Here is an 18,067-nt window from a genome sequence, read left to right as displayed (position 1 = left end):
CGATCGCATTTTATCAACAATCTCTCGAACTTAAGGAAAAAATTGGCGATGTTCAAGGGAAAGCTGCTACTTTGCACCAACTAGCAGGAATCTATGCCGATCGAGGGGAAGTAGAACAGGCTATCGCATCTTATCAACAATCTCTCGAACTTTGGGAAAAAATTGGCAATGTTCAAGGGAAAGCTGTTACTTTGCACGGTCTAGCAATAATCTATGCAAATCTTGGGGAAGTAGAACAGGCGATCCCATTTTATCAACAATCTCTCGAACTTCACGAAAAAATTGGCGATGTTCAAGGGAAAGCTGCTACTTTCGCAATGCTTGGACAGTTGTTAGCAGCGCAGGGAGATTTTGACCAAGCTTTGAATTATTTACAGCAATCTTTGGAGATTTTACAGCATTTGCGATCGCCCGACGCGGAGACAGTGAAACGCATTATTTCTAGGATTCAGCAGATGGCTGGGGATTGATGGATGCACTCTGACTTAAGAAACCGGGTTTTTCGCAGCTTTTCGGTGGTGTATCGCTGTTTTTGGAAAAAACCCGGTTTCTGACCGCGAATACAACCGAAGAAACCGGGTTTTTCGCAGTTTTTCGGTGGTGTATCGCTGTTTTTGGAAAAAACCCGGTTTCTGGCCACACCCTAAATCGCTAAAATAAAAAAAAGACCAAACCTGAAAGGCGATTATTGTGAGCGATTCAACCGTAGACCAGATTTTGAAATTGGCCTCTCAGCGCGCCGATGCCGCTGAAGTATACTACCTGTCGAGTCAAGACACCCCAATCGAATTTGAAAACAATCGCCTCAAATCCCTGCAAACCAAAGCACTGCAAGGCGTAGCACTCCGGCTGATTTCGCACGGCAAAATCGGTTTTGCTAGTTCCACAGATTTAACGCGGATAGACGATTTAGTAGATGCAGCGATTCAAACAGCCGAAATCGGCGACCCCGCAGAATTTGAACTCGCCTCCAACTTCCACCTAAAAGGCCCGGAAACCACCTACACTCCGCCCACAACTCAAGAATTAGTCGAAAACGGCAAAAACCTCATCGAGCAAGTTCACGCCTACAATCCCGATATTATGGTAGATGTCGGCTTTCACGTCCGCAGCGGCCGCGTGAAAATTGCCACCACGCAAGATTTGTATGCCGAAAGAAGCAGCCAAATAGTCAGTGGCACTATTGCTGGCAATTTGGTAAAGGGAGAAGACTTTATGCAAGCATACAGTTACGACGTTGCGCGCGATCGTCCCCTAGACACCAACAGCATCCTCGAATCACTCCTCGAAAAATACCGCCTCGCAGAACATTCAGCCACCATCACCAGCGGTTCCTACCCAGTATTATTTACCCCCAGAGCCGCCGCTAGCACCCTCGGCGGCCTCTTTGATACCATCCTTTCAGGTCAAGCAGTAGTTCAAAAAGCCTCTCCCCTAGCCGACAAAATCGGCGAAACCTTATTTGACGAACGCTTTACCTTTTTTGAAGACCCCACTTTAGGCCCTTCTGCTTGTCCCTTTGACGACGAAGGTACACCCACCACCCGCAAAGTCTTGATAGACAAAGGTACTGTCACCGGATTTTATTGGGATCGCAGGTGGGCCGCTCGCGCCGCTGTACAATCAACCGGCAACGGTTTTCGTGGCGGATTGTCTCGCCCCGGCCCTGATTTGACTAACTTTTGCATTTCCCCAGGAAATACCGCCAATCAAGACTTGATTGCTAGCATGGACGAAGGTCTAATAGTAGAGCAGGTTTTAGGTGCCGGTCAGTCCAATCAGTTAGCTGGCGAATTTTCTGTCAATTTGGACTTAGGCTATAAAGTAGAAAAAGGCAAAATTGTGGGTCGCGTCAAGAATACAATGGTGGCAGGCAGCATTTTTGAAGCCTTTAAAAATTTGGCAGATTTGAGTAGCGAAGCCGAATGGGTAGGCGGTGCAGCCTATTTGCCGAGTATGCTGTTTCAACATTTGGGTGTAGCTTCGAGGCAATAAGTTCAGTGCGGTTTTACTCGTTACCAGGCTCTGCCTGGTAATACATATCGTGAGGCTCTGCCTCGAATTTGGATGAAAGCTTGCGAGGCAAAGCCTCTGGACATGGGTTCCCAGGCAGAGCCTAGGAACCAGTTAAAACCACTTAAACAAACATAGAAACAGTGTCGGCAATTCAACGCTTTGCTAATTCATGCAAATAGGTAAAAACAGGGAAAAATTTATAATGAAAGAGCCAAATGTCAAGGATGGAACTGGGAAGAAGAAAAAGCACTTTTTCTTTCTTTTACCTTTGGTTTTTTGCCTTTTAACTCTAGTGACTGGATGCGTTCAGTACGATGTCGGGGTCAACTTTGAGAGTCAAACTCGTGGCGAAATCGTGCAGCACATTAAACTGGGGGAAAGGTTGACGAGCTTCAGTAGCGAAACTGTTGCAGAATGGTTGAAAAGCGTAGAACGCCGGGTGAGGTTGCTGGACGGAAAAACTAAACGACTTTCCCCCACAGAAGTTCTAGTGAGGATTCCTTTCAATAATGGAGCAGAGTTGCAAGACAAGTTCAACCAATTTTACAATCCCGTCGCACCAACCACACAATATCGGGTTTCAAGTCCGCTAGAAACAGATTTGCCGAAGTTTGAATCTCACCTTAGTGTCAAGCAGAATAATTTATTATTGGTGCTACGAAATCGGTTGAGTTTGGAATTGGATTTGCGCTCTCTTTCACTGCTTTCTTCTAATGGCAGTCTGCTGCTGAGTCCGGGGGGACTTTTGGAGCTAGACTTTAGCTTGAACACGCCTTGGGGCGCCGAAAGTATTGAAACTGTCGCCGGTGCCCTGGTTCCCGAAAGCTCTCAGCAAGGAAAACAGTTAGTTTGGAAGCTCAAACCCGGAGAAGTTAACTATTTGGAGGCGATATTCTGGATTCCCAGCCCGGTAGGAATTGGGGCGCTGATTATTGCCTTATTTGTAGCCGCAGGCATTGCTTTGAAATATCAAATATTGCCAGCACTGGGAATCGGCAAGAAACCCCAAAACATCGGTCAAACCTAAAGAGGAGATGGGGAGCATCTCATATTTGTAAAAATACTTCTTCTGGCTCCTTCCTTCTTCTGGCTCCTTCCTTCTTCCTCTTTCCTTCTTCCTCTTTCCTTCTTCCTCTTTCCTTCTTCCTCTTTCCTTCTGCCTTCTGCCTCCTGCCTCCTGCCTCAAAACTCCAATTTCTAGCGGAGGGCTGCAAAGGTGAGATGCTCCCAGGATATGTCCTGCGGGGGCGGGTTAACCAATCTCTTCAATCAACTCTCAGAGCTGCAATAAACCCGCCCCTCCCCGGATATTATGGTTAATTGACCCGATTTGATGTTATCAAAAAAACTGGCAGCATCTGCCAAAAGACAGTTGACAAAGGGCCAAGAATTTGCTTAACCTGAATTGAGAATTAGGAACAGAGAAAATGCGATCGCTAAATTTCTTCTTCATCTTTCTGATTTGCTTGGCTCTAGTATTATTCAGCATCGAAAATACACAGCCAGTCGCGATTCAAGTTATCGAAGGCGTCCAAGTTAAAGCTCCGCTGTGCGTAGAACTAATTGTAGCGACCGGATTAGGGGCAACACTAGCGTGGCTGTTCAGTCTGTGGTCGAGAATGCAGCGAACCCTCGCCTCGCGCCAAGAGATTCGCCAAGTTCGCGAAAAAGAGCAGCGGATTCAGGAATTAGAACAAAATCTTGAACGCTATAAAGCCGAAGTAGAAGCCAAACAACCTTTGTTAGAAAGTGCAGAACCGATAAGTTTAGAAATAGCAGCCATTGAGGGCACCAATCCTGAAATGACCGCCAATTAACTTGATATGCTCTCTGATTTTCTCAGAGGGAAAATCTAAAATCTAAAATCTAAAATCTAAAATCTAAAATCTAAAATCTAAAATCGAATGGCCGTTTCCCGAGACCAAGATGGCTTAGAAACGATTTCTGAGGGTATCGCAATTTTAATTGACCTAGCCGAACGGGGAGAAATCGATCCTTGGGACGTTAAGGTAATTGAAGTGTTCGATCGATGTCTGAGCAAGCTTACGAACGCCTGCGATGCAGATCAGAGTAAGGATTTCTCCGATTTGTCCCACTCCGGCCAAGCGTTTTTGTACGCTTCAATGCTGGTTTTGCTCAAAGCAGAAAGTATCGTCCTCTCCGAACCCCCCGCGAATCCCGACGCCGACGAGCCTGCAGTAGAAGACGCAGAGCACTCAGGCGGGCGACACTTGCCGCAGCATTTAGAGCGGCAATTGCGCCGTCGCGGTGTAGCTCAACTACCGCAAAAACGCCCGGTGACTCTCCCAGAACTGATTGAGCAGTTGCAGCTAATGAAAGCAGCAATGGAGCAGCAGACAGTTACCCCCCGGCGCCGCCCTACCTCAAAAATGCGATCGCAAGCGGCCCAAGCTATCTTTGAGCTAGCTCACCAAGAAAATCTCGTAGAAACTGCTAGTGAACTCGAACGGTTTCTGGCTCAGCGGGGCGCGGAAATTGACGAGGGTTGGCTGGACTTGGACACATTGCTAGAGCTCTGGCATCATAACGACTCGCACTCTCCTGTCCATTCAGAACCTCCGGTATCGACTGGGGAAGTTCACTTGCCAAATCATGACCGGGTGGGTATTTTTTGGGCGTTGTTGCTGCTATCGGCTCAGTCTAAAGTAGAGTTGCTTCAAGAGGAGTTTTACCAAGACCTCAAAATCCGCGCGCTTTGAGCTTGCAGGGTATTAGGTTCTGGGGGGAAACTAATAACTATGCCACTGCGTCGGTTAAGATTCCAGGCAGAATCTCGCTCTATGGCATTCTGTTGCTGAGCCCCGAATGCGGAGAGCGGCAGTGCGAAGTTCTTGGTGATTCCCTATTCCTGGTTTCTTAAATCTAGGTAAATTGGGGATAAATGATTGATAGCCTGGTACGATGTCGCCTATAAACTGGTCAGGATTTTGCTGTGCTCGATCGATTCGATCGCAACCGCTAGCATCTAATTGTATTGTTCAGTTGATATCAATTAAAAGAGGGTTGAGGAAGTTAATAATGAAAGCGATGATTCTGGCGGCCGGTAAAGGCACTCGCGTCCGTCCTATTACTCAGACAATACCCAAACCGATGATTCCCATCCTGCAAAAGCCAGTGATGGAGTTTTTGGTTGAATTGCTCCGCCAGCACGGATTTGACCAGATTATGGTCAATGTTTCCCACCTGGCAGACGTGATTGAAAACTACTTCCGCGACGGTCAAAAGTTTGGGGTACAAATTGCCTATTCTTTTGAAGGGCGAATTGAGGAGGGAGAACTGATTGGAGAGGCTCTCGGTTCGGCTGGTGGCATGAAACGAATTCAGGACTTCTCGCCGTTTTTTGACGATACTTTTGTGGTGCTGTGCGGCGACGCTTTGATTGACTTGGACTTGACTGCTGCTGTGAAGTGGCACCGGGAAAAAGGGGCGATCGCTACTATTGTTATGAAATCGGTTCCCCGCGAGGAGGTTCCCAGTTACGGAGTGGTGGTAACAGACGAGTCTGGCAAAATTAAAGATTTCCAAGAAAAACCTTCTGTAGAGGAAGCTCTGAGTACCGACATTAACACTGGTATTTATATTTTTGAACCGGAAATATTCAAATACATCCCTTCGGGCCAGGAATACGATATCGGTTCGCAGTTATTTCCCAAGCTAGTAGCAGAAGGCGCGCCTTTTTACGGAATTAGCATGGACTTTGAGTGGGTGGATATCGGCAAAGTTCCTGACTATTGGCGGGCAATTCAGAGCGTGCTACTGGGACAAGTTAAAAATGTTTCTATTCCGGGGATTGAAGTGCGCCCCGGTGTTTACGCTGGTTTGAATGTAGCTGTTAACTGGGATAAGGTTGATATTACTGGGCCTGTTTACATTGGCGGGATGACGATCATTGAGGATGGAGCAAAAATTATCGGCCCGACAATGATCGGCCCAAATTGTTGGCTTTGCAGTGGCGCCACTGTGGAAAACAGCGTGATTTTTGAGTATTCCCGTTTGGGCCCAGAGGTGCGGTTGGTTGACAAACTGGTGTTCGGGCGCTACTGCGTTGATAAAACCGGGGCTGCGATCGATTTGCAAGCGGCGGCTCTCGATTGGCTGATTACTGACGCTCGCCAAGTTTTACCGACTCAACACGGAGAAGAGCGGCGGGCGATATCTGAAATTCTCGGTCATGGTGGATAATTGCTAATTGCTAATTGCTAATTGCTAATTGCTAATTGCTCAAGGTAAGGTGCGCCTAGCGCACCCTACTTTTACGTTTATGATCTCAGCTTTTAATTCTGGTAATGTGCTTAGGTTGCACCTCACCTCTTCCACCATTCTCAAGAACAGGCTTTCCGGCCTGTTCCACAAGAAAATCTACTGTTTGTGGAACAGGCCGAAAAGCCTGTTCATAAAAGGCTTCTTGACAGTGGTGCAACATCTCAGTTACACCCTACATTTTAAGACTGAAGATAAGTATATTGGCTGAGACTCCGCTCGTAATTTTGCAGCAAAAGTTGGGCCTCGGAAAGAGTAATTTTATTTTGCTGCAAAGCTGCTTCTGTCTGACGGCGGATGCTTTCCACCAAATTTTCTGAATCGTACTGTACGTAGCTAAGGACTTCTTTCATAGTGTCTCCTTTCACAACGTGTTCGATATGATAGCCAGAAGGTGTTAGCTGAATGTGAACTGCATTAGCATCGCCGAATAAGTTGTGAAGGTTGCCCATAATTTCTTGATAAGCACCTCCCAAAAATAGCGCCAAATAGTAAGGTTCTCCAGGTTTGAGAGTATGCAGTTCCAAAACCGACTTCACATCTCGCAAATCGATGAATTGGTCGATTTTGCCGTCGCTGTCGCAGGTAAGATCGGCTAAAATACCGCGTTGAGTTGGTTCTTCGTCGAGTCGGTTAATTGGCATAATTGGGAACAATTGGTTAATTGCCCAACTGTCTGGTACTGACTGGAAAACAGATAAGTTGATGTAATAAATGGACGCCATCACCTTTTCTAAGTCTTCCAAATCCTCCGATACATATTCTTTTTGTCGCGCGATCGCCTGTATTTTATCGCAGCAAGCCCAGTACAACTGTTCGGTTTTCGCCCGTTCCGCAATCCCCAAATAGCCTAAGTTAAATAAACTGACTGCCTCTTCCTTGAATTGGATGGCATCGTGATAAACTTCTTGGTAATTTTCGGGACTGATAGATTGGTAAATTTCGTAGAGATTGCGCGGAATTTGGTGCGCGTTTTCATCTACTGGTTCTGGTACTTCTCTGGGGACATCGCTAGTACCGAGTACGTCAAAAACTAACACTGATTGGTGAGAAGCGATCGCCCGCCCGCTTTCGCTAATGATAATTGGAACCGGGATTTTCCGCTCGTCGCAGGCATCTTTCACTCCCGCTACTACGTCGTTAGCGTAGTTTTGCATATTGTAGTTTTTGGAAGCGTGGAAGTTTGTTTTAGACCCGTCGTAGTCAACGCCGAGTCCACCGCCTACGTCCAAGTAGTTCATATTAGCTCCCAATTTAGCTAATTCTACATAAATGTGGCTGGCTTCTCGAATGGCGTCTTTGATGACACTAATTGAGGAAATTTGAGAGCCGATGTGGAAGTGCAGTAACTGCAAACAATTGAGCATTCCAGCTTTTTCTAGTTCGCCGACTGCACGGATAATTTCAGGAATTGTCAAGCCAAATTTTGCCCGATCGCCCGTGGAACCTCCCCAGCGGCCAACCCCTTTGGTAGTGAGTTTTGCTCGCACTCCCAAAATCGGTTTAATTCCTAATGCTTTGCTGGCGGCAATTGCGAGTTCTACTTCCTCTATTTGCTCCAGCACAATTACGGAAGTTTGCCCTAGCCGCTGCGCCAAAATAGCAGTTTCGATGTATTCGCGGTCTTTGTAACCATTACAAATTAACAAAGCGCCTGGGGTTTTTAATGTCGCCAAAGCTATCATTAATTCTGGTTTTGATCCGGCTTCCAGTCCGAAGTGATGCGGTTCACCAAAACGCACCAAATCTTGAATTAATTGTCGGTGCTGGTTGCATTTAACTGGAAAGACACCGCGATAGACATTTTTGTAATTGTAGCGAGCGATCGCTCTGGCAAAACACGAATTTAAGCGCTCGATCCGGTCTTCCAAAATATCAGAAAATCGAATCAGCAGGGGCAAAGCCAAATTTCGCTGTTTGAGAGAGTCTACCAGTTCGCACAAGTCGAGGGAACCGCCGCGATCGCCCTTGGGAGACACTGTAACGTGACCGGCTGCATTGATCGAAAAATACGGTTCGCCCCAACCTTGAATTCGGTAGAGTTTCTCACTATCTTCTATTGTCCAAGATTTTTGTGGCAGTTGAGCCGTTACCAAAGCACTGTCTGGTGCCGCCAAACTCGTGACTGTTGGCGAGTGAGTCGATAACGGATCGAGATCGGAGAAAGCAGCGGTAGCTGGGGAACTCATCTTATCGAAAACCTCTTTTAGGAGTGGTCAAATAGATAGTTTATCGCAGATATCGGGTTTCCTGATGCAGTTGAAAAATCACTTTGGGTATACGGGCTGGCGATTTTAGATTTTAGATTTTAGATTTTAGATTTTAGATTTTAGAATTGACTCTACAGATAGATGAAAAGCGGGGATTGAACTACAATCTCAACCGTATTTGCTTTGCGGGACTTATTTCTTCAAGCAAGTGTCCCTATGCAGGTGAACTCTGAAACTCGGTTTCAGAGTTCACCTGCGCCAAGAGAGTTGTCGGACGATCGCTCGCCCGACACACACTAACCAAAAATCACCTCCGGCGGCGCCATGTCAGCCCCCATAATCATTCCCCCGTGACTATTAGACTTCTTCAAGCCCGGTTGAGGTGCTTTTTCTGGGGTCTTCTGAGCCGGTGCAACTGAGGCTGGCGGTGTCACCTGCGGTTGAGGTACTGCCTGTGCTCCTGGCACCACGGGTTGCTGCGACAGCCAACCCAAACCCCCTACAGCCCCAGCCATCAAAGCGGTGTAGCCGATGTACAAATGCACCGGACGCATTTGAAAGCCTTCGCCTGAGTCGGAATCGGAAACAGACACATACATACTGGGAATTGGACTCGGATCGGGTTTGGGCAAAGCATTCGCCATAGCGCTACCGTCTAGTCCCAAGGCGTCGCCCAGTCTGCGGATAAAACCTCTAACGTAAATATCTTGGGGCAGTTTGTCGATTTCCCCATTTTCGATCGATTCGATGTGGTGCACCGGCACGAGAGTTTGACTGTGGAGTTGCAGCAGGGATAGGGAGCGAATTTGCCGTCCCTTACGCAATTCTTTACCCAACTCCCGCAGGCACTCTTCTCGCTCTTGAACGGCTAAAGCTGCTTCTTCTTCCTTGGTGAGTTTTTTCGGCTTTTTGGGAAAACCGAACCCTGGGAAGAATTTTCCGGGGACGGTGACAGTTGCAGGTGGAGCCGACTCGACTTTAAGTTCGTCTTGGGGCGCTTGTTTGCTGTCTTCAGAAGTGTTAGTGTCTCGATCGGAAGTTTCAGTGTCGGACTCGGTTTGGGGCGGCGCTTCCACACTAGCGCTGCGCCAATAGAAGACAGGAGCAGCTACTGGTGGCTCCAATTCTTGAATTTCTGTCACCGTCTCAAAGGCGGGACTTACAGCAGTAAAACTGTCTTGGGCTAATTGCGGTTCAATTTTGTTTTGTTTGGGAAATCGATCGAATGCGAGCTTGACGGCTTCTCTGCTAACTGCTCTAATTAAAATTTCGGCAGCGGAGGCTGCTTCGCCCAACATTGTTTGCAAGCTAGCTAGAGCTTGGCTATAGGTGTCGCTACATAGGAGTTCAGCTTCTATTTGACCTAGGACAGAACGAAAACTTTCTTGAGAAATTTCAATAGTTGGGTGATCTGTCACCCCAAAATAAGTCTCGGGTTTCAGTGCCATGATATTCATGTTGTCTTGGTAGAAGGTATCTGAGTACGTTCTTCGACAGGTTGGCAGTGATTCCGGATTTGGGTTGGGGGAGAGTGGGAGAGTGGGGCATCGGGCATCGGGCATCGGGCATCGGGCATCGGGCATCGGGCATCGGGCATCGGGCATCGGGCATCGGGCATCGGCCTTCCCAGGGCATTAGTAGGCCCTCACAAATAACCAATAACGCATAACCAATAACTAATAACCAATAACTTATAACCAATTCCCACTCATGCCCATGCCCCATGCCCAATTCCCTGGGAAGGCTCATGCCCCATGCCCCATGCCCCATGCCCCATGCCCAATTCCCTGGGAAGGCTCATGCCCCATGCCCCATGCCCCATGCCCCATGCCCAATTCCCTGGGACTATTGTTTGTGGATGCGATCGAGCAACCAAAGAGATCCGAAAATTCCGACAAAATGGGCAACAGTGGCGTGAGTATTGGCGAGTACCACAAATATATCTAGGGGCTGAATAAATCGACCCACATCAACTGCGGCACCGAACAAGGCTTGCGGCTGAGCTAGAGATTTGGCTAAAAGCGTGCCGCTGATGGCTTCTGCGCCGATCAGCGTCAGCACCATTCCTGACAAGTTGCTCATCAGTGACAGCCGCACCTCTTTGATGGTGTCTGCTTTTTTGGGGCGGACTGCGTTAGCGGGCGATCGCAGTTGTCTCGACAAGCGAGTGAAGCGAAAAGAGCGATATACGCTGTAAGCGAGTACGGCCAGCCCGCAAATGGCAAAAAATACGCCGCCGCCGGTGCCGGCACTGTTTGAACCCGCACCGGCGGTAGCCCTGGGGAGGGCGAAGGGGATGGCAAAGAGCAAAATGATCGCCGCTACCACCCCTAGCACTAACTGTACCCAGAAGCAAACCCAGCCTGTTGTACGAAGGGCAAAGGCTACTCGCTGTACGGCGACAGGAAGCTTATCGTTATCTAACTGATTAGTCATATTTTGAGTGGGTATAATTAATTGGCATTAGTTGGCAGCAGTTTTTTCTCTTCGGGGACGGTTGACGGCGGTTAACCCTCTTTATAATAGAAGTAGCAATGTTTAAGATTTGTAACTAACATTGGATTTCACATTTGAATAGCGTCGATCGCCAGGTACCCAAAGCAATGACACAACTACAACCCACCGTCACTCCCAAACTGGAACAGCCAAAGTTTGGTTTCAACAGCTACGCGGAACGCCTTAACGGTCGAGCCGCGATGATCGGTTTTTCTCTAACTTTAATTATCGAGTATGTCACAGGCCAGGGCTTGCTGTCCTGGTTAGGTCTCAACTAATTTTAGCAACGGCGCGGTCAGCCTTACACTTTGTCTTGACTGGAACGGCAGCGGGTGTGAATTCTGCTGACCGCGACAAATTCGGGAATTGATTAAAATATTAATTAGAAACAAGCCCAGCGACTTCTCTGCCGAGAGAGTTCTGTTCCAGAATGCAATAGCTGGCTTTTGGAGGTATATATGGGGTGGAATTTTGATTTCACAAGCTTGGCAATTTTGCCTCGCTCCCGTACAATTCCCCACAGGCGAGAAGATTAATTTAGGTCAGCACCCCCGACTGAAGTACGGGGGCTTCGAGCCTCCAACTTTAGGTAGCTGACCAGCCTAAGTCTCTTGAGGACTACGTTATCGGCAAGCGTTAAAGCTCCTACCAGGGAATGCGTAGCTAGTTCACTGCTCTAGAACCAAAGCGTTAAACATCTCTAAGGGGTTTAAGGACGTGCGCTTTGGAAAGTACCGACCGATAACTTTGGCGAAGCTAACTTTACCCCAGAAATGGGTGTTTGAGGACAACCATATCCTCTCGGAGGGGACACCATACCCCTCCACCCCGCGGGGATTTAATTCAATGTAAAGCCGTCGAGCGAAGGACGGGGCTTCAGCCCTCCGCTACGCTCCGCCCAGATTTTCGGTGAAGCTAGTCTTTGAGCTAGGAATCCCGATCGTTCCGCCAACTCTAAGTTTTAGAGATTGTAAATAAATATAGAACAGAGTAAAACCAAATGAATGCTTCGTGGACGCGACTTTTGAGGTCAGCTTACCGTAAAGAGCCAATTACCAGCTTTGTTGTGACAGTGGGCGTTGTCGATGCCGCCATCGGCAGTATCGGTGCGAGTGGCTCTTTATTGGCTTTTGGGCTTGGCACCGCTGGGGTGGCGATGGCTCTCCGCTGGTGGCAATTTTACCGCTCTGGAGCCGAACAAACCGCACCTGCTCCCGAATACTATCTTCCTCCTCAGTCTTCTAGACCTCAGTTACCGGTGCTTAACGTGTCTAAAAAAAATCCTCCTTATTAAGATGACCGCGCAATGGTGACTGGGCGATGTGCCGATCGACTCCCTGGATCTGAGGCACTAAAAGATAGGGCAAGAAAGTCTTTCGATCTTGGATGCTTGGTTTATGAATATTTCTGTTGCCGAGAAACTGTACAAAATTGGCTCTGTAGCTGCCTGTAGCGGTTTGTCGGTCAAAACTGTTCGTTACTATGAGGAGATGGGCTTGCTGTCTCCTGCGGTGGAGCGATCGCCCGCTGGTTATCGCTTGTTTGGCGAAACCGTATTCAACAGGTTGGCGTTTATTAAACGCTCTCAGGCTCTGGGTTTGAGCCTGCAGGAAATTAAGGATATTTTAGAGGTTCGCGATCGGGGAGAGTTGCCTTGCTCGGAAGCGAAGCAGCATCTAACGGCTAAGGTAGAGGAAATTTCCGTGCAAATTGCAGCCTTAGAAACTTTGAAGGGGGAGTTGCAAGGCATTCTCAACTGCTGGCAAGAGCAACCCTCGCAGGCGAGCATTACTAGCACGATTTGTCCGAACATTCAGCGGGATTGAGCAGCGGAAAGATACAAAAAAAGGGAAGGAATTATTGGTTTCCTTCCCTTGATGGTTTTGTTGGTTGTTTTGTGGGTGGTTTTGTCGATCGCTTGGTCGATCGTGTTGAGCTTTTAACTGTTTTCGCAGAGTTTGCTGTTGCTTTTTGAGTTGCCGAGCCCTGGCTGAGCCGCCTTTGCCTTTGGAGTTTCTACCCTCGCTGCGAGGAGACTCCCAACTTTTTAGTCTCATGTTTTTCATTGTTTGCACTACTTCTATAATACACCGCTAGATTTTGACTGTCAAGTATTTTTGAGAGCGATGTTTCGTAGTATCAACTGTTGACTGATTGGGATTTGCTAAAGGCATAGCGATGGTGCGCCCATTGCCTGCGGCTGGTTACGCCTACAGGCTTTTTGACAGTTTGGGATGTAAGGGCGATCGCATGATTTAATCATACTGGTATGCTCAGTAATTAATTAATGAGTGGAATTAATCGCCAAATCACTCTTTACAGCAGGCACATTGCTAAACACTTGCCAGATACGCCACAAATGAGAAGACTGCTTAATAAAGGACGTGCTGCTCATATTTTTAACGATGAGGCTACTATGAATCAGGTAGCTCAAGCCATAATAGAAGATGGAGAATTTACAGGTACGATTCGGGGCTACGATCGTTATGGTATGTTTTTGGCTGAATCAATTGGTTATAGAGTTGACCCGGATGGTAGCCGTCTTTTACTTTACTACGGAGAGATAACAGTTGATGCAGAAAACCGATACCACGTTACGCCTCGAAGCCGATTTAGTGAAGAATAACTGGGAATTTACAGAGGTATGGATCGATCCAAATCTTTCACCACCTTATCTGCTTTTGTTACTAAGTGACGCTGATGTAAATTGTCGGATCTACAATCCGGCTGAGGGTTATAAAGTTGTGTTTTCTAGTCAGAGTTATGATGAGGCACAGTATTGGCTTTTAGAGGATGAGTATGAACCCGTAGAAGGGCGGCTGAGTGTGTCGGAATTAGCTTGAATAATTCATGTAGGGGCGATTCCCTACGGGATAGCTGCGCTTCACGCGCTTTTTGACAATTTGGGGTGTAAGGGCGATCGCTATTAAGTCATTATTCCGCACTGTTTGCTAAAATTATTTAAGTCGGCTCAAAAAACTGCCATGACCCAAACTACCTCAATAACAACTGAATATCAAATAAATGTAAGTTCTCCAGTCTGGCAAAGAATTGAGCAAATTGCCGGAGAATTTAACTTGTCAGTTTATGAACTATTGGAACAGATAGGCGAAGGTCAACTGAAAGTTGTTGCGGTTGCAACTAATTCGGAAAAAATCAGCGATCGAGATATTGCAAATGCTTTCATTTGGTTAGCTTCGCAAAATAATGTAGCAATCAACGTCTACAAGCTACAAAAACTCTTGTATTACGCTCAAGCTTGGTATTTAGGAGTTTACGGCAAGCCACTCTTTGATGCAGATTTTCAAGCCTGGATTCACGGGCCAGTTATTCCGGATTTATTGGAGAAGTATCAACGCCAATTTAGCTGGGAACCAATTACAGAGAAAATCGAACAACCGAAACTTCCCCAAAAAATTGGGCAATTTATAGAAGAAGTTGGTGAGGCATATTTTGAGTATGATGATGAAACTTTGGAACGAATGATTTGCAGTGAAATGCCTTGGCTGGAAGCGAGAGGGAATTTGCCGAGAGACGAATCTTGTCATGCCATTATTTCTCAAGAATCGATGAAAAAATATTATTCTGGTCGTGTCAAAGAAGAAACCTCTGTCTAAAATTGTCCCTTCTCAACCGAAATCGCCCGAAGGCTTGGGATTTTCGTTCAAGTACCTGCAAACTCAGAATGAAAAATTCTCAATTCGCGATCGGGATGCGAATTATTTCATTATTTTATTGGAAAGACTGCGCGATTTATCCACATTGACAGCACAAGAAGTGAAGATGAATCGCAGTCAATCCCTTCGCTGTCATCCCATTAAGTGGCGAGAAACAACGGAACCCAATGGGTTTGGTATTCCGAATGAAAAAGAATTGGTAACGGTTCCTTATCAGTTTTCTCTGTCAACTAACGAGCATGGTCGAGTGCATGGATTCTTTATTGAGGATGTGTTTTATATTGTTTGGTTAGATCCGAACCACAATCTTTATCAGTAAGCAGCGTTTTTTTGAAAAATAGAGGCGAGGGGCGATCGCACTTTGTGACAAGTTGGGACGTAAGGGCGATCGCACTTTTTCAAAAGTTGGTAGAGGAGGCGACAGTTACTTTATGTATCTTCTAATCTCTACCAGGTTCTAAACCTATCTGTGATTTACTCATCAACTTACCATCAGAAAAAATAGCAGATAAATATTTGCCTTCACCATCGTTCCACTGCCACATCTCTATGCTACCAGATTGAGACTGAAGTTTACCCGCATAACCAAGAACATTTGCCACTTGAGAATATGTCATTCCGTCAACTAGACAGTTTTCAAATGTATCTAGTTTAACGCTTACATATTTTCTTGAACACGACGGATGTGTGGGAACTTCAACACCAACTTTTGTACTATCCGATTTTAATGAATCGGGAGACACAGATTTTAATGAATCTAAAGACACAGAGCCAGCAGGACATTGAATGTCGTTGCCAATTAATTGAGGTATATTAGGAGGTGTTTGAGATGGTCTATCTGTTTCACAAACATCAGCTTTTGTAGTATCATTACCATCAATACCCTTAATTGAAAAAACTGCTCCTGTATAACTTTTTAAGTTTTTATTTTTTGCTGTTGCTGATGCTATAACTTTCGTGTTATCTACGCTAAAAATAGTATATTTGTAATTGTTTGTTTCTGTTTTTAGCCCCAATCCTATTTCTTCTATCGTAGAGGAGAATTTAGTATGTTCTGCGTAATAAGCTTGTTGACCTCTATTAATAGAACTAATATATTGTTTAGCTTCCGATTGTTTAGCTTGGCTTTCAAGTTGAGTGTTAGCAAACAGTGATATCCCAAAAACTGAAAGCAGCAACACATAAAAAGTAACCGCAATGGCGCCACCTACAATACACAAAACCTTAGCTGTATTAGAATTAGATTTAGCTCCTTCGTAATCCCCTTGCTCATATTTACTTACAACCTGAGCAGCAAAGATTATTGCTGCTATTCCTAAAGGAGGGAAAGCCAGGATGGTTACTAAGATAGATGCACCCAAGTAGGTGCGAGGACAAGACTGTTTATTCTGATGAGATTGAGTGCCACTAACGGTGAATTTTGTTGATGTGTTGCCATTCTCAGCTTTGGGTTGAGTGTTAAAAGTGGTATTAGATGACACTAAATTATTGAACTGGTCAGCCAAAATAGAGACTATTTTTATAACTTGTTTATCAAAATATTTCCAAATGTAGATTGCATGAATAATCAGCCCAACCCAAAACATCCATAAGTAACCAATAAAAGCACCTAATAACCAGGCCACGCCAATACCTGTTATCCCATTTTTGAGTTGCTTAAGCCCAGGAACAAGCATTTCAACTAATTCTTCAGTTTCAACTTTCTTGGATGGCTTAGGCGTTGAGGTATCAGCTTTAGACGTTGGGTGACTTACTTGTACCACTATCTCAAACTCTCGATTCCAAGCCGGAAAATCCTCACCCGCCTGCTGCCCGTAAACCTTCACAGAAGCGATCGCCCCCGCCTTCAAATTCGTCAACTCCCTGCGGACAATCCTGATAGAAGCCTCCTCATCAGGAACCACATCGGACTCCAGCATCACTTGCAAACAACCATCTTGCAAACTCGCAGTCGCCGTAATTCCCTTATTTTGCAACGGAAGATTTAACAAAGATGCGATCGCCTCCAGATCCCCAAGCTTAGCCCGTTCCTTCAAACTAAGCTGATTTGACTCCGTATTCTCACTAGGACTTGCCCGCCCCTCTGTGACATTTGCAACAGGCAAATTTGGCCCCGCCACTTCAAACTCTTGACTCCACGCCGGCACCTTCGCGCCCGTCTGTCGCCCGTAAACCTTCACTTTCTCAATCGATGCAGCCCCCAAGCCAGCGATCGACTTACTCACCCACGGGGCCAATATTTGCTGACTAGGCGCTTCTGCGGCTTCCAGCATCACCTGTAAACAACCATCCTTAAGGGAAGCTGCGGCGGTGATGCCCTTGGCTTGTAGCTGGCGGTTCAGCAGAAGCGCGATCGCCTTTGCATCTCCCTGTTTCGCGAGTTCCAAAATATTCGGTTGTGTCATAACAGGTAGATACAACTAGCGCTTAGGATAACCTTTTGTTGTCTTAAGTATAAATTATTTCCTAAATACCAAAGCTTGTCAAGCCATATCAAGTCATATTTAGTAGTTTTTTCCATCCCAACTAGGTCATAAAAAGTCACATTTAGTTGGTTGCTAGTGAAAAAGTCATATTTAGTTGGGTTACAATCAGGTCAACCCCTTGCATCTACGTGACCGATGGACGTTGAAGAAGCTTTAGAATTTGTAGACCATCTAGCTTTGACTACTACGGGAAAACACTTAGATAGTCTGCAAAAAGCTATATTGCGTGGCACTTGGAACAATCAGAAATATAAAGAAATTGCACAGCATCACAACCGTTCAGAGAAATACGTTAAAGAGGTTGGCTTTAAATTATGGAAACTTTTATCAGTTGCATTAGGCAAGGAACAAGTATCTAAAGCAAATTTTAGAGCAAAGCTGGAAAATTTACAAGTTGGTAATATCTCGCTTTTTGGCAATGGCTGTATCCATATTGGTAACATCTCTGTTGATAGTTCCCAATCCTCCAAAAAATTACAATCTGAACCGCAAGAAAAGGATAAGTTTAACGAAAAAACAAGCAATTCCGAACATAAAATACATTTAGATTTAGCTGATGCACCAGAACCCAACCTATTCTATAACCGCACATCCGAACTCACCACCCTCGAAAACTGGATTTTAGGCCGCACCCGCCTCATCACCATTTTAGGCTTATCGGGTATTGGCAAAACCGCCCTTACTCTCCAACTAATCCCACAAATTCAACAGGAATTCGACTACATCATCTGGCGAAGTCTCCGCAACTCTCCACCCCTGGCATCACTCCAAACCGACTTAATTAAATCCTGTAGGGGCGGTGCCCCCGTGCCCGCCCCCTCCGTGCTTTCAGGGGTAGGTTTTTAAAATTTAAGCCGTAGAAAAGTGAGAACGGCTTGGCCAAGGTTCAGGAATAAAGCTA

Annotated in this window: 20 protein-coding genes; 14 read left to right on the top strand and 6 right to left on the bottom strand. The window is 46.1% G+C overall.

Annotated features, from left to right (window positions below; translation table 11 throughout):
- The 3 genes from QUA16_RS23590 to QUA16_RS23580 form a co-directional block, all read left to right on the top strand.
- The coding region (locus QUA16_RS23590) for a tetratricopeptide repeat protein (protein ID WP_333106264.1) at window positions 1–470 on the top strand (470 nt) is incomplete at its 5' end.
- Between the two features lie 220 nt (window positions 471–690).
- A complete protein-coding gene (locus tag QUA16_RS23585; RefSeq protein ID WP_333106263.1) occupies window positions 691–1,995 on the top strand; it encodes a TldD/PmbA family protein in 1,305 nt (434 codons plus the stop codon).
- Between the two features lie 223 nt (window positions 1,996–2,218).
- Window positions 2,219–3,043 (top strand): DUF3153 domain-containing protein, encoded by an 825-nt coding sequence (locus tag QUA16_RS23580; protein WP_333106262.1) that lies wholly within the window; start codon window positions 2,219–2,221, stop codon window positions 3,041–3,043.
- Between the two features lie 19 nt (window positions 3,044–3,062).
- Here the strand turns inward: QUA16_RS23580 and QUA16_RS23575 are convergent, their stop codons facing one another.
- Window positions 3,063–3,230: a hypothetical protein gene (locus QUA16_RS23575; RefSeq protein ID WP_333106261.1), complete on the bottom strand. Its 168-nt coding sequence runs from the start codon at window positions 3,228–3,230 to the stop codon at window positions 3,063–3,065.
- 213 nt (window positions 3,231–3,443) lie between these two features.
- On the opposite strand from QUA16_RS23575, the gene QUA16_RS23570 reads away from it, so the two are divergent.
- The 3 genes from QUA16_RS23570 to QUA16_RS23560 all read left to right on the top strand — a co-directional run bounded on the left by QUA16_RS23570 (window position 3,444) and on the right by QUA16_RS23560 (window position 6,219).
- The gene (locus QUA16_RS23570; protein ID WP_333106260.1) at window positions 3,444–3,833 is read left to right on the top strand and encodes a lipopolysaccharide assembly protein LapA domain-containing protein; all 390 of its coding nucleotides are present in this window, start codon (window positions 3,444–3,446) and stop codon (window positions 3,831–3,833) included.
- A gap of 87 nt (window positions 3,834–3,920) precedes the next feature.
- Window positions 3,921–4,736, top strand: a complete 816-nt coding sequence (locus QUA16_RS23565; protein WP_333106259.1) for a segregation/condensation protein A — start codon at window positions 3,921–3,923, stop codon at window positions 4,734–4,736.
- A gap of 319 nt (window positions 4,737–5,055) precedes the next feature.
- Window positions 5,056–6,219 carry an NDP-sugar synthase gene (locus QUA16_RS23560; RefSeq protein ID WP_333106257.1) on the top strand — a complete coding sequence of 388 codons (1,164 nt, stop codon included), beginning with the start codon at window positions 5,056–5,058 and terminating at the stop codon, window positions 6,217–6,219.
- A gap of 260 nt (window positions 6,220–6,479) precedes the next feature.
- On the opposite strand, the gene speA is transcribed toward QUA16_RS23560, so the two are convergent.
- The 4 genes from speA to QUA16_RS23540 form a co-directional block, all read right to left on the bottom strand.
- Window positions 6,480–8,486 (bottom strand): biosynthetic arginine decarboxylase, encoded by a 2,007-nt coding sequence (gene speA, locus QUA16_RS23555; RefSeq protein WP_333106256.1) that lies wholly within the window; start codon window positions 8,484–8,486, stop codon window positions 6,480–6,482.
- A 317-nt stretch (window positions 8,487–8,803) separates the two neighbouring features.
- Window positions 8,804–9,955: a helix-turn-helix domain-containing protein gene (locus tag QUA16_RS23550; protein ID WP_333106255.1), complete on the bottom strand. Its 1,152-nt coding sequence runs from the start codon at window positions 9,953–9,955 to the stop codon at window positions 8,804–8,806.
- Between the two features lie 260 nt (window positions 9,956–10,215).
- Entirely contained in the window at window positions 10,216–10,383 is a 168-nt protein-coding gene (locus QUA16_RS23545) for a hypothetical protein (protein ID WP_333106254.1), read from the bottom strand.
- A complete protein-coding gene (locus tag QUA16_RS23540) occupies window positions 10,353–10,943 on the bottom strand; it encodes a DUF3611 family protein (RefSeq protein ID WP_333106253.1) in 591 nt (196 codons plus the stop codon). Before QUA16_RS23540 ends, QUA16_RS23545 begins: the two co-directional genes overlap by 31 nt.
- Before the next feature lie 167 nt (window positions 10,944–11,110).
- Between QUA16_RS23540 and QUA16_RS23535 the strand changes: the two genes are divergently transcribed.
- From QUA16_RS23535 to QUA16_RS23505, 7 genes are all read left to right on the top strand, one after another.
- Window positions 11,111–11,281: a hypothetical protein gene (locus QUA16_RS23535; RefSeq protein WP_172186391.1), complete on the top strand. Its 171-nt coding sequence runs from the start codon at window positions 11,111–11,113 to the stop codon at window positions 11,279–11,281.
- Between the two features lie 722 nt (window positions 11,282–12,003).
- Window positions 12,004–12,297, top strand: coding sequence for a hypothetical protein (locus QUA16_RS23530; RefSeq protein WP_333106252.1), 294 nt, complete (start codon window positions 12,004–12,006; stop codon window positions 12,295–12,297).
- Between the two features lie 103 nt (window positions 12,298–12,400).
- Window positions 12,401–12,829, top strand: a complete 429-nt coding sequence (locus QUA16_RS23525) for a heavy metal-responsive transcriptional regulator (protein WP_333106251.1) — start codon at window positions 12,401–12,403, stop codon at window positions 12,827–12,829.
- A gap of 533 nt (window positions 12,830–13,362) precedes the next feature.
- On the top strand, window positions 13,363–13,629 hold the full coding sequence (locus QUA16_RS23520) for a DUF6972 family protein (RefSeq protein ID WP_333181353.1): 267 nt from the start codon (window positions 13,363–13,365) through the stop codon (window positions 13,627–13,629).
- Window positions 13,619–13,846: a hypothetical protein gene (locus QUA16_RS23515; RefSeq protein ID WP_445252230.1), complete on the top strand. Its 228-nt coding sequence runs from the start codon at window positions 13,619–13,621 to the stop codon at window positions 13,844–13,846. The genes QUA16_RS23520 and QUA16_RS23515 overlap by 11 nt, the downstream gene beginning before the upstream one ends.
- A 141-nt stretch (window positions 13,847–13,987) precedes the next feature.
- Entirely contained in the window at window positions 13,988–14,620 is a 633-nt protein-coding gene (locus QUA16_RS23510) for a type II toxin-antitoxin system antitoxin SocA domain-containing protein (protein ID WP_333106248.1), read from the top strand.
- A complete protein-coding gene (locus QUA16_RS23505) occupies window positions 14,595–14,999 on the top strand; it encodes a hypothetical protein (RefSeq protein ID WP_333106246.1) in 405 nt (134 codons plus the stop codon). Before QUA16_RS23510 ends, QUA16_RS23505 begins: the two co-directional genes overlap by 26 nt.
- Window positions 15,000–15,120: 121 nt before the next feature.
- Here the strand turns inward: QUA16_RS23505 and QUA16_RS23500 are convergent, their stop codons facing one another.
- Window positions 15,121–16,953, bottom strand: a complete 1,833-nt coding sequence (locus QUA16_RS23500; RefSeq protein WP_333181355.1) for a type IV pilin-like G/H family protein — start codon at window positions 16,951–16,953, stop codon at window positions 15,121–15,123.
- A gap of 348 nt (window positions 16,954–17,301) precedes the next feature.
- On the opposite strand from QUA16_RS23500, the gene QUA16_RS23495 reads away from it, so the two are divergent.
- A complete protein-coding gene (locus tag QUA16_RS23495) occupies window positions 17,302–18,012 on the top strand; it encodes a hypothetical protein (RefSeq protein WP_333106244.1) in 711 nt (236 codons plus the stop codon).
- Window positions 18,013–18,067: the final 55 nt, after the last annotated feature.

Origin of the sequence: Microcoleus sp. S13_C3, assembly GCF_036700905.1 — a bacterium.
Classification (GTDB): Bacteria; Cyanobacteriota; Cyanobacteriia; order Cyanobacteriales; family Microcoleaceae; genus Microcoleus.
Note: the sequence above shows the minus strand (reverse complement) of the source record. Positions and strands in the feature narration are given on the sequence as shown.

What these genes read in the sequence shown, in the direction of transcription:
- QUA16_RS23580 (WP_333106262.1), top strand. Translation starts at nt 2,219, where the DNA reads ATGAAAGAGCCAAATGTCAAGGATGGAACTGGGAAGAAGAAAAAGCAC.
- QUA16_RS23570 (WP_333106260.1), top strand. Translation starts at nt 3,444, where the DNA reads ATGCGATCGCTAAATTTCTTCTTCATCTTTCTGATTTGCTTGGCTCTA.
- QUA16_RS23565 (WP_333106259.1), top strand. Translation starts at nt 3,921, where the DNA reads ATGGCCGTTTCCCGAGACCAAGATGGCTTAGAAACGATTTCTGAGGGT.
- QUA16_RS23560 (WP_333106257.1), top strand. Translation starts at nt 5,056, where the DNA reads ATGAAAGCGATGATTCTGGCGGCCGGTAAAGGCACTCGCGTCCGTCCT.
- speA (WP_333106256.1), bottom strand. Translation starts at nt 8,486, where the DNA reads ATGAGTTCCCCAGCTACCGCTGCTTTCTCCGATCTCGATCCGTTATCG.
- QUA16_RS23550 (WP_333106255.1), bottom strand. Translation starts at nt 9,955, where the DNA reads ATGGCACTGAAACCCGAGACTTATTTTGGGGTGACAGATCACCCAACT.
- QUA16_RS23540 (WP_333106253.1), bottom strand. Translation starts at nt 10,943, where the DNA reads ATGACTAATCAGTTAGATAACGATAAGCTTCCTGTCGCCGTACAGCGA.
- QUA16_RS23535 (WP_172186391.1), top strand. Translation starts at nt 11,111, where the DNA reads ATGACACAACTACAACCCACCGTCACTCCCAAACTGGAACAGCCAAAG.
- QUA16_RS23530 (WP_333106252.1), top strand. Translation starts at nt 12,004, where the DNA reads ATGAATGCTTCGTGGACGCGACTTTTGAGGTCAGCTTACCGTAAAGAG.
- QUA16_RS23525 (WP_333106251.1), top strand. Translation starts at nt 12,401, where the DNA reads ATGAATATTTCTGTTGCCGAGAAACTGTACAAAATTGGCTCTGTAGCT.
- QUA16_RS23520 (WP_333181353.1), top strand. Translation starts at nt 13,363, where the DNA reads ATGAGAAGACTGCTTAATAAAGGACGTGCTGCTCATATTTTTAACGAT.
- QUA16_RS23510 (WP_333106248.1), top strand. Translation starts at nt 13,988, where the DNA reads ATGACCCAAACTACCTCAATAACAACTGAATATCAAATAAATGTAAGT.
- QUA16_RS23500 (WP_333181355.1), bottom strand. Translation starts at nt 16,953, where the DNA reads ATGCTGGAAGCCGCAGAAGCGCCTAGTCAGCAAATATTGGCCCCGTGG.
- QUA16_RS23495 (WP_333106244.1), top strand. Translation starts at nt 17,302, where the DNA reads ATGGACGTTGAAGAAGCTTTAGAATTTGTAGACCATCTAGCTTTGACT.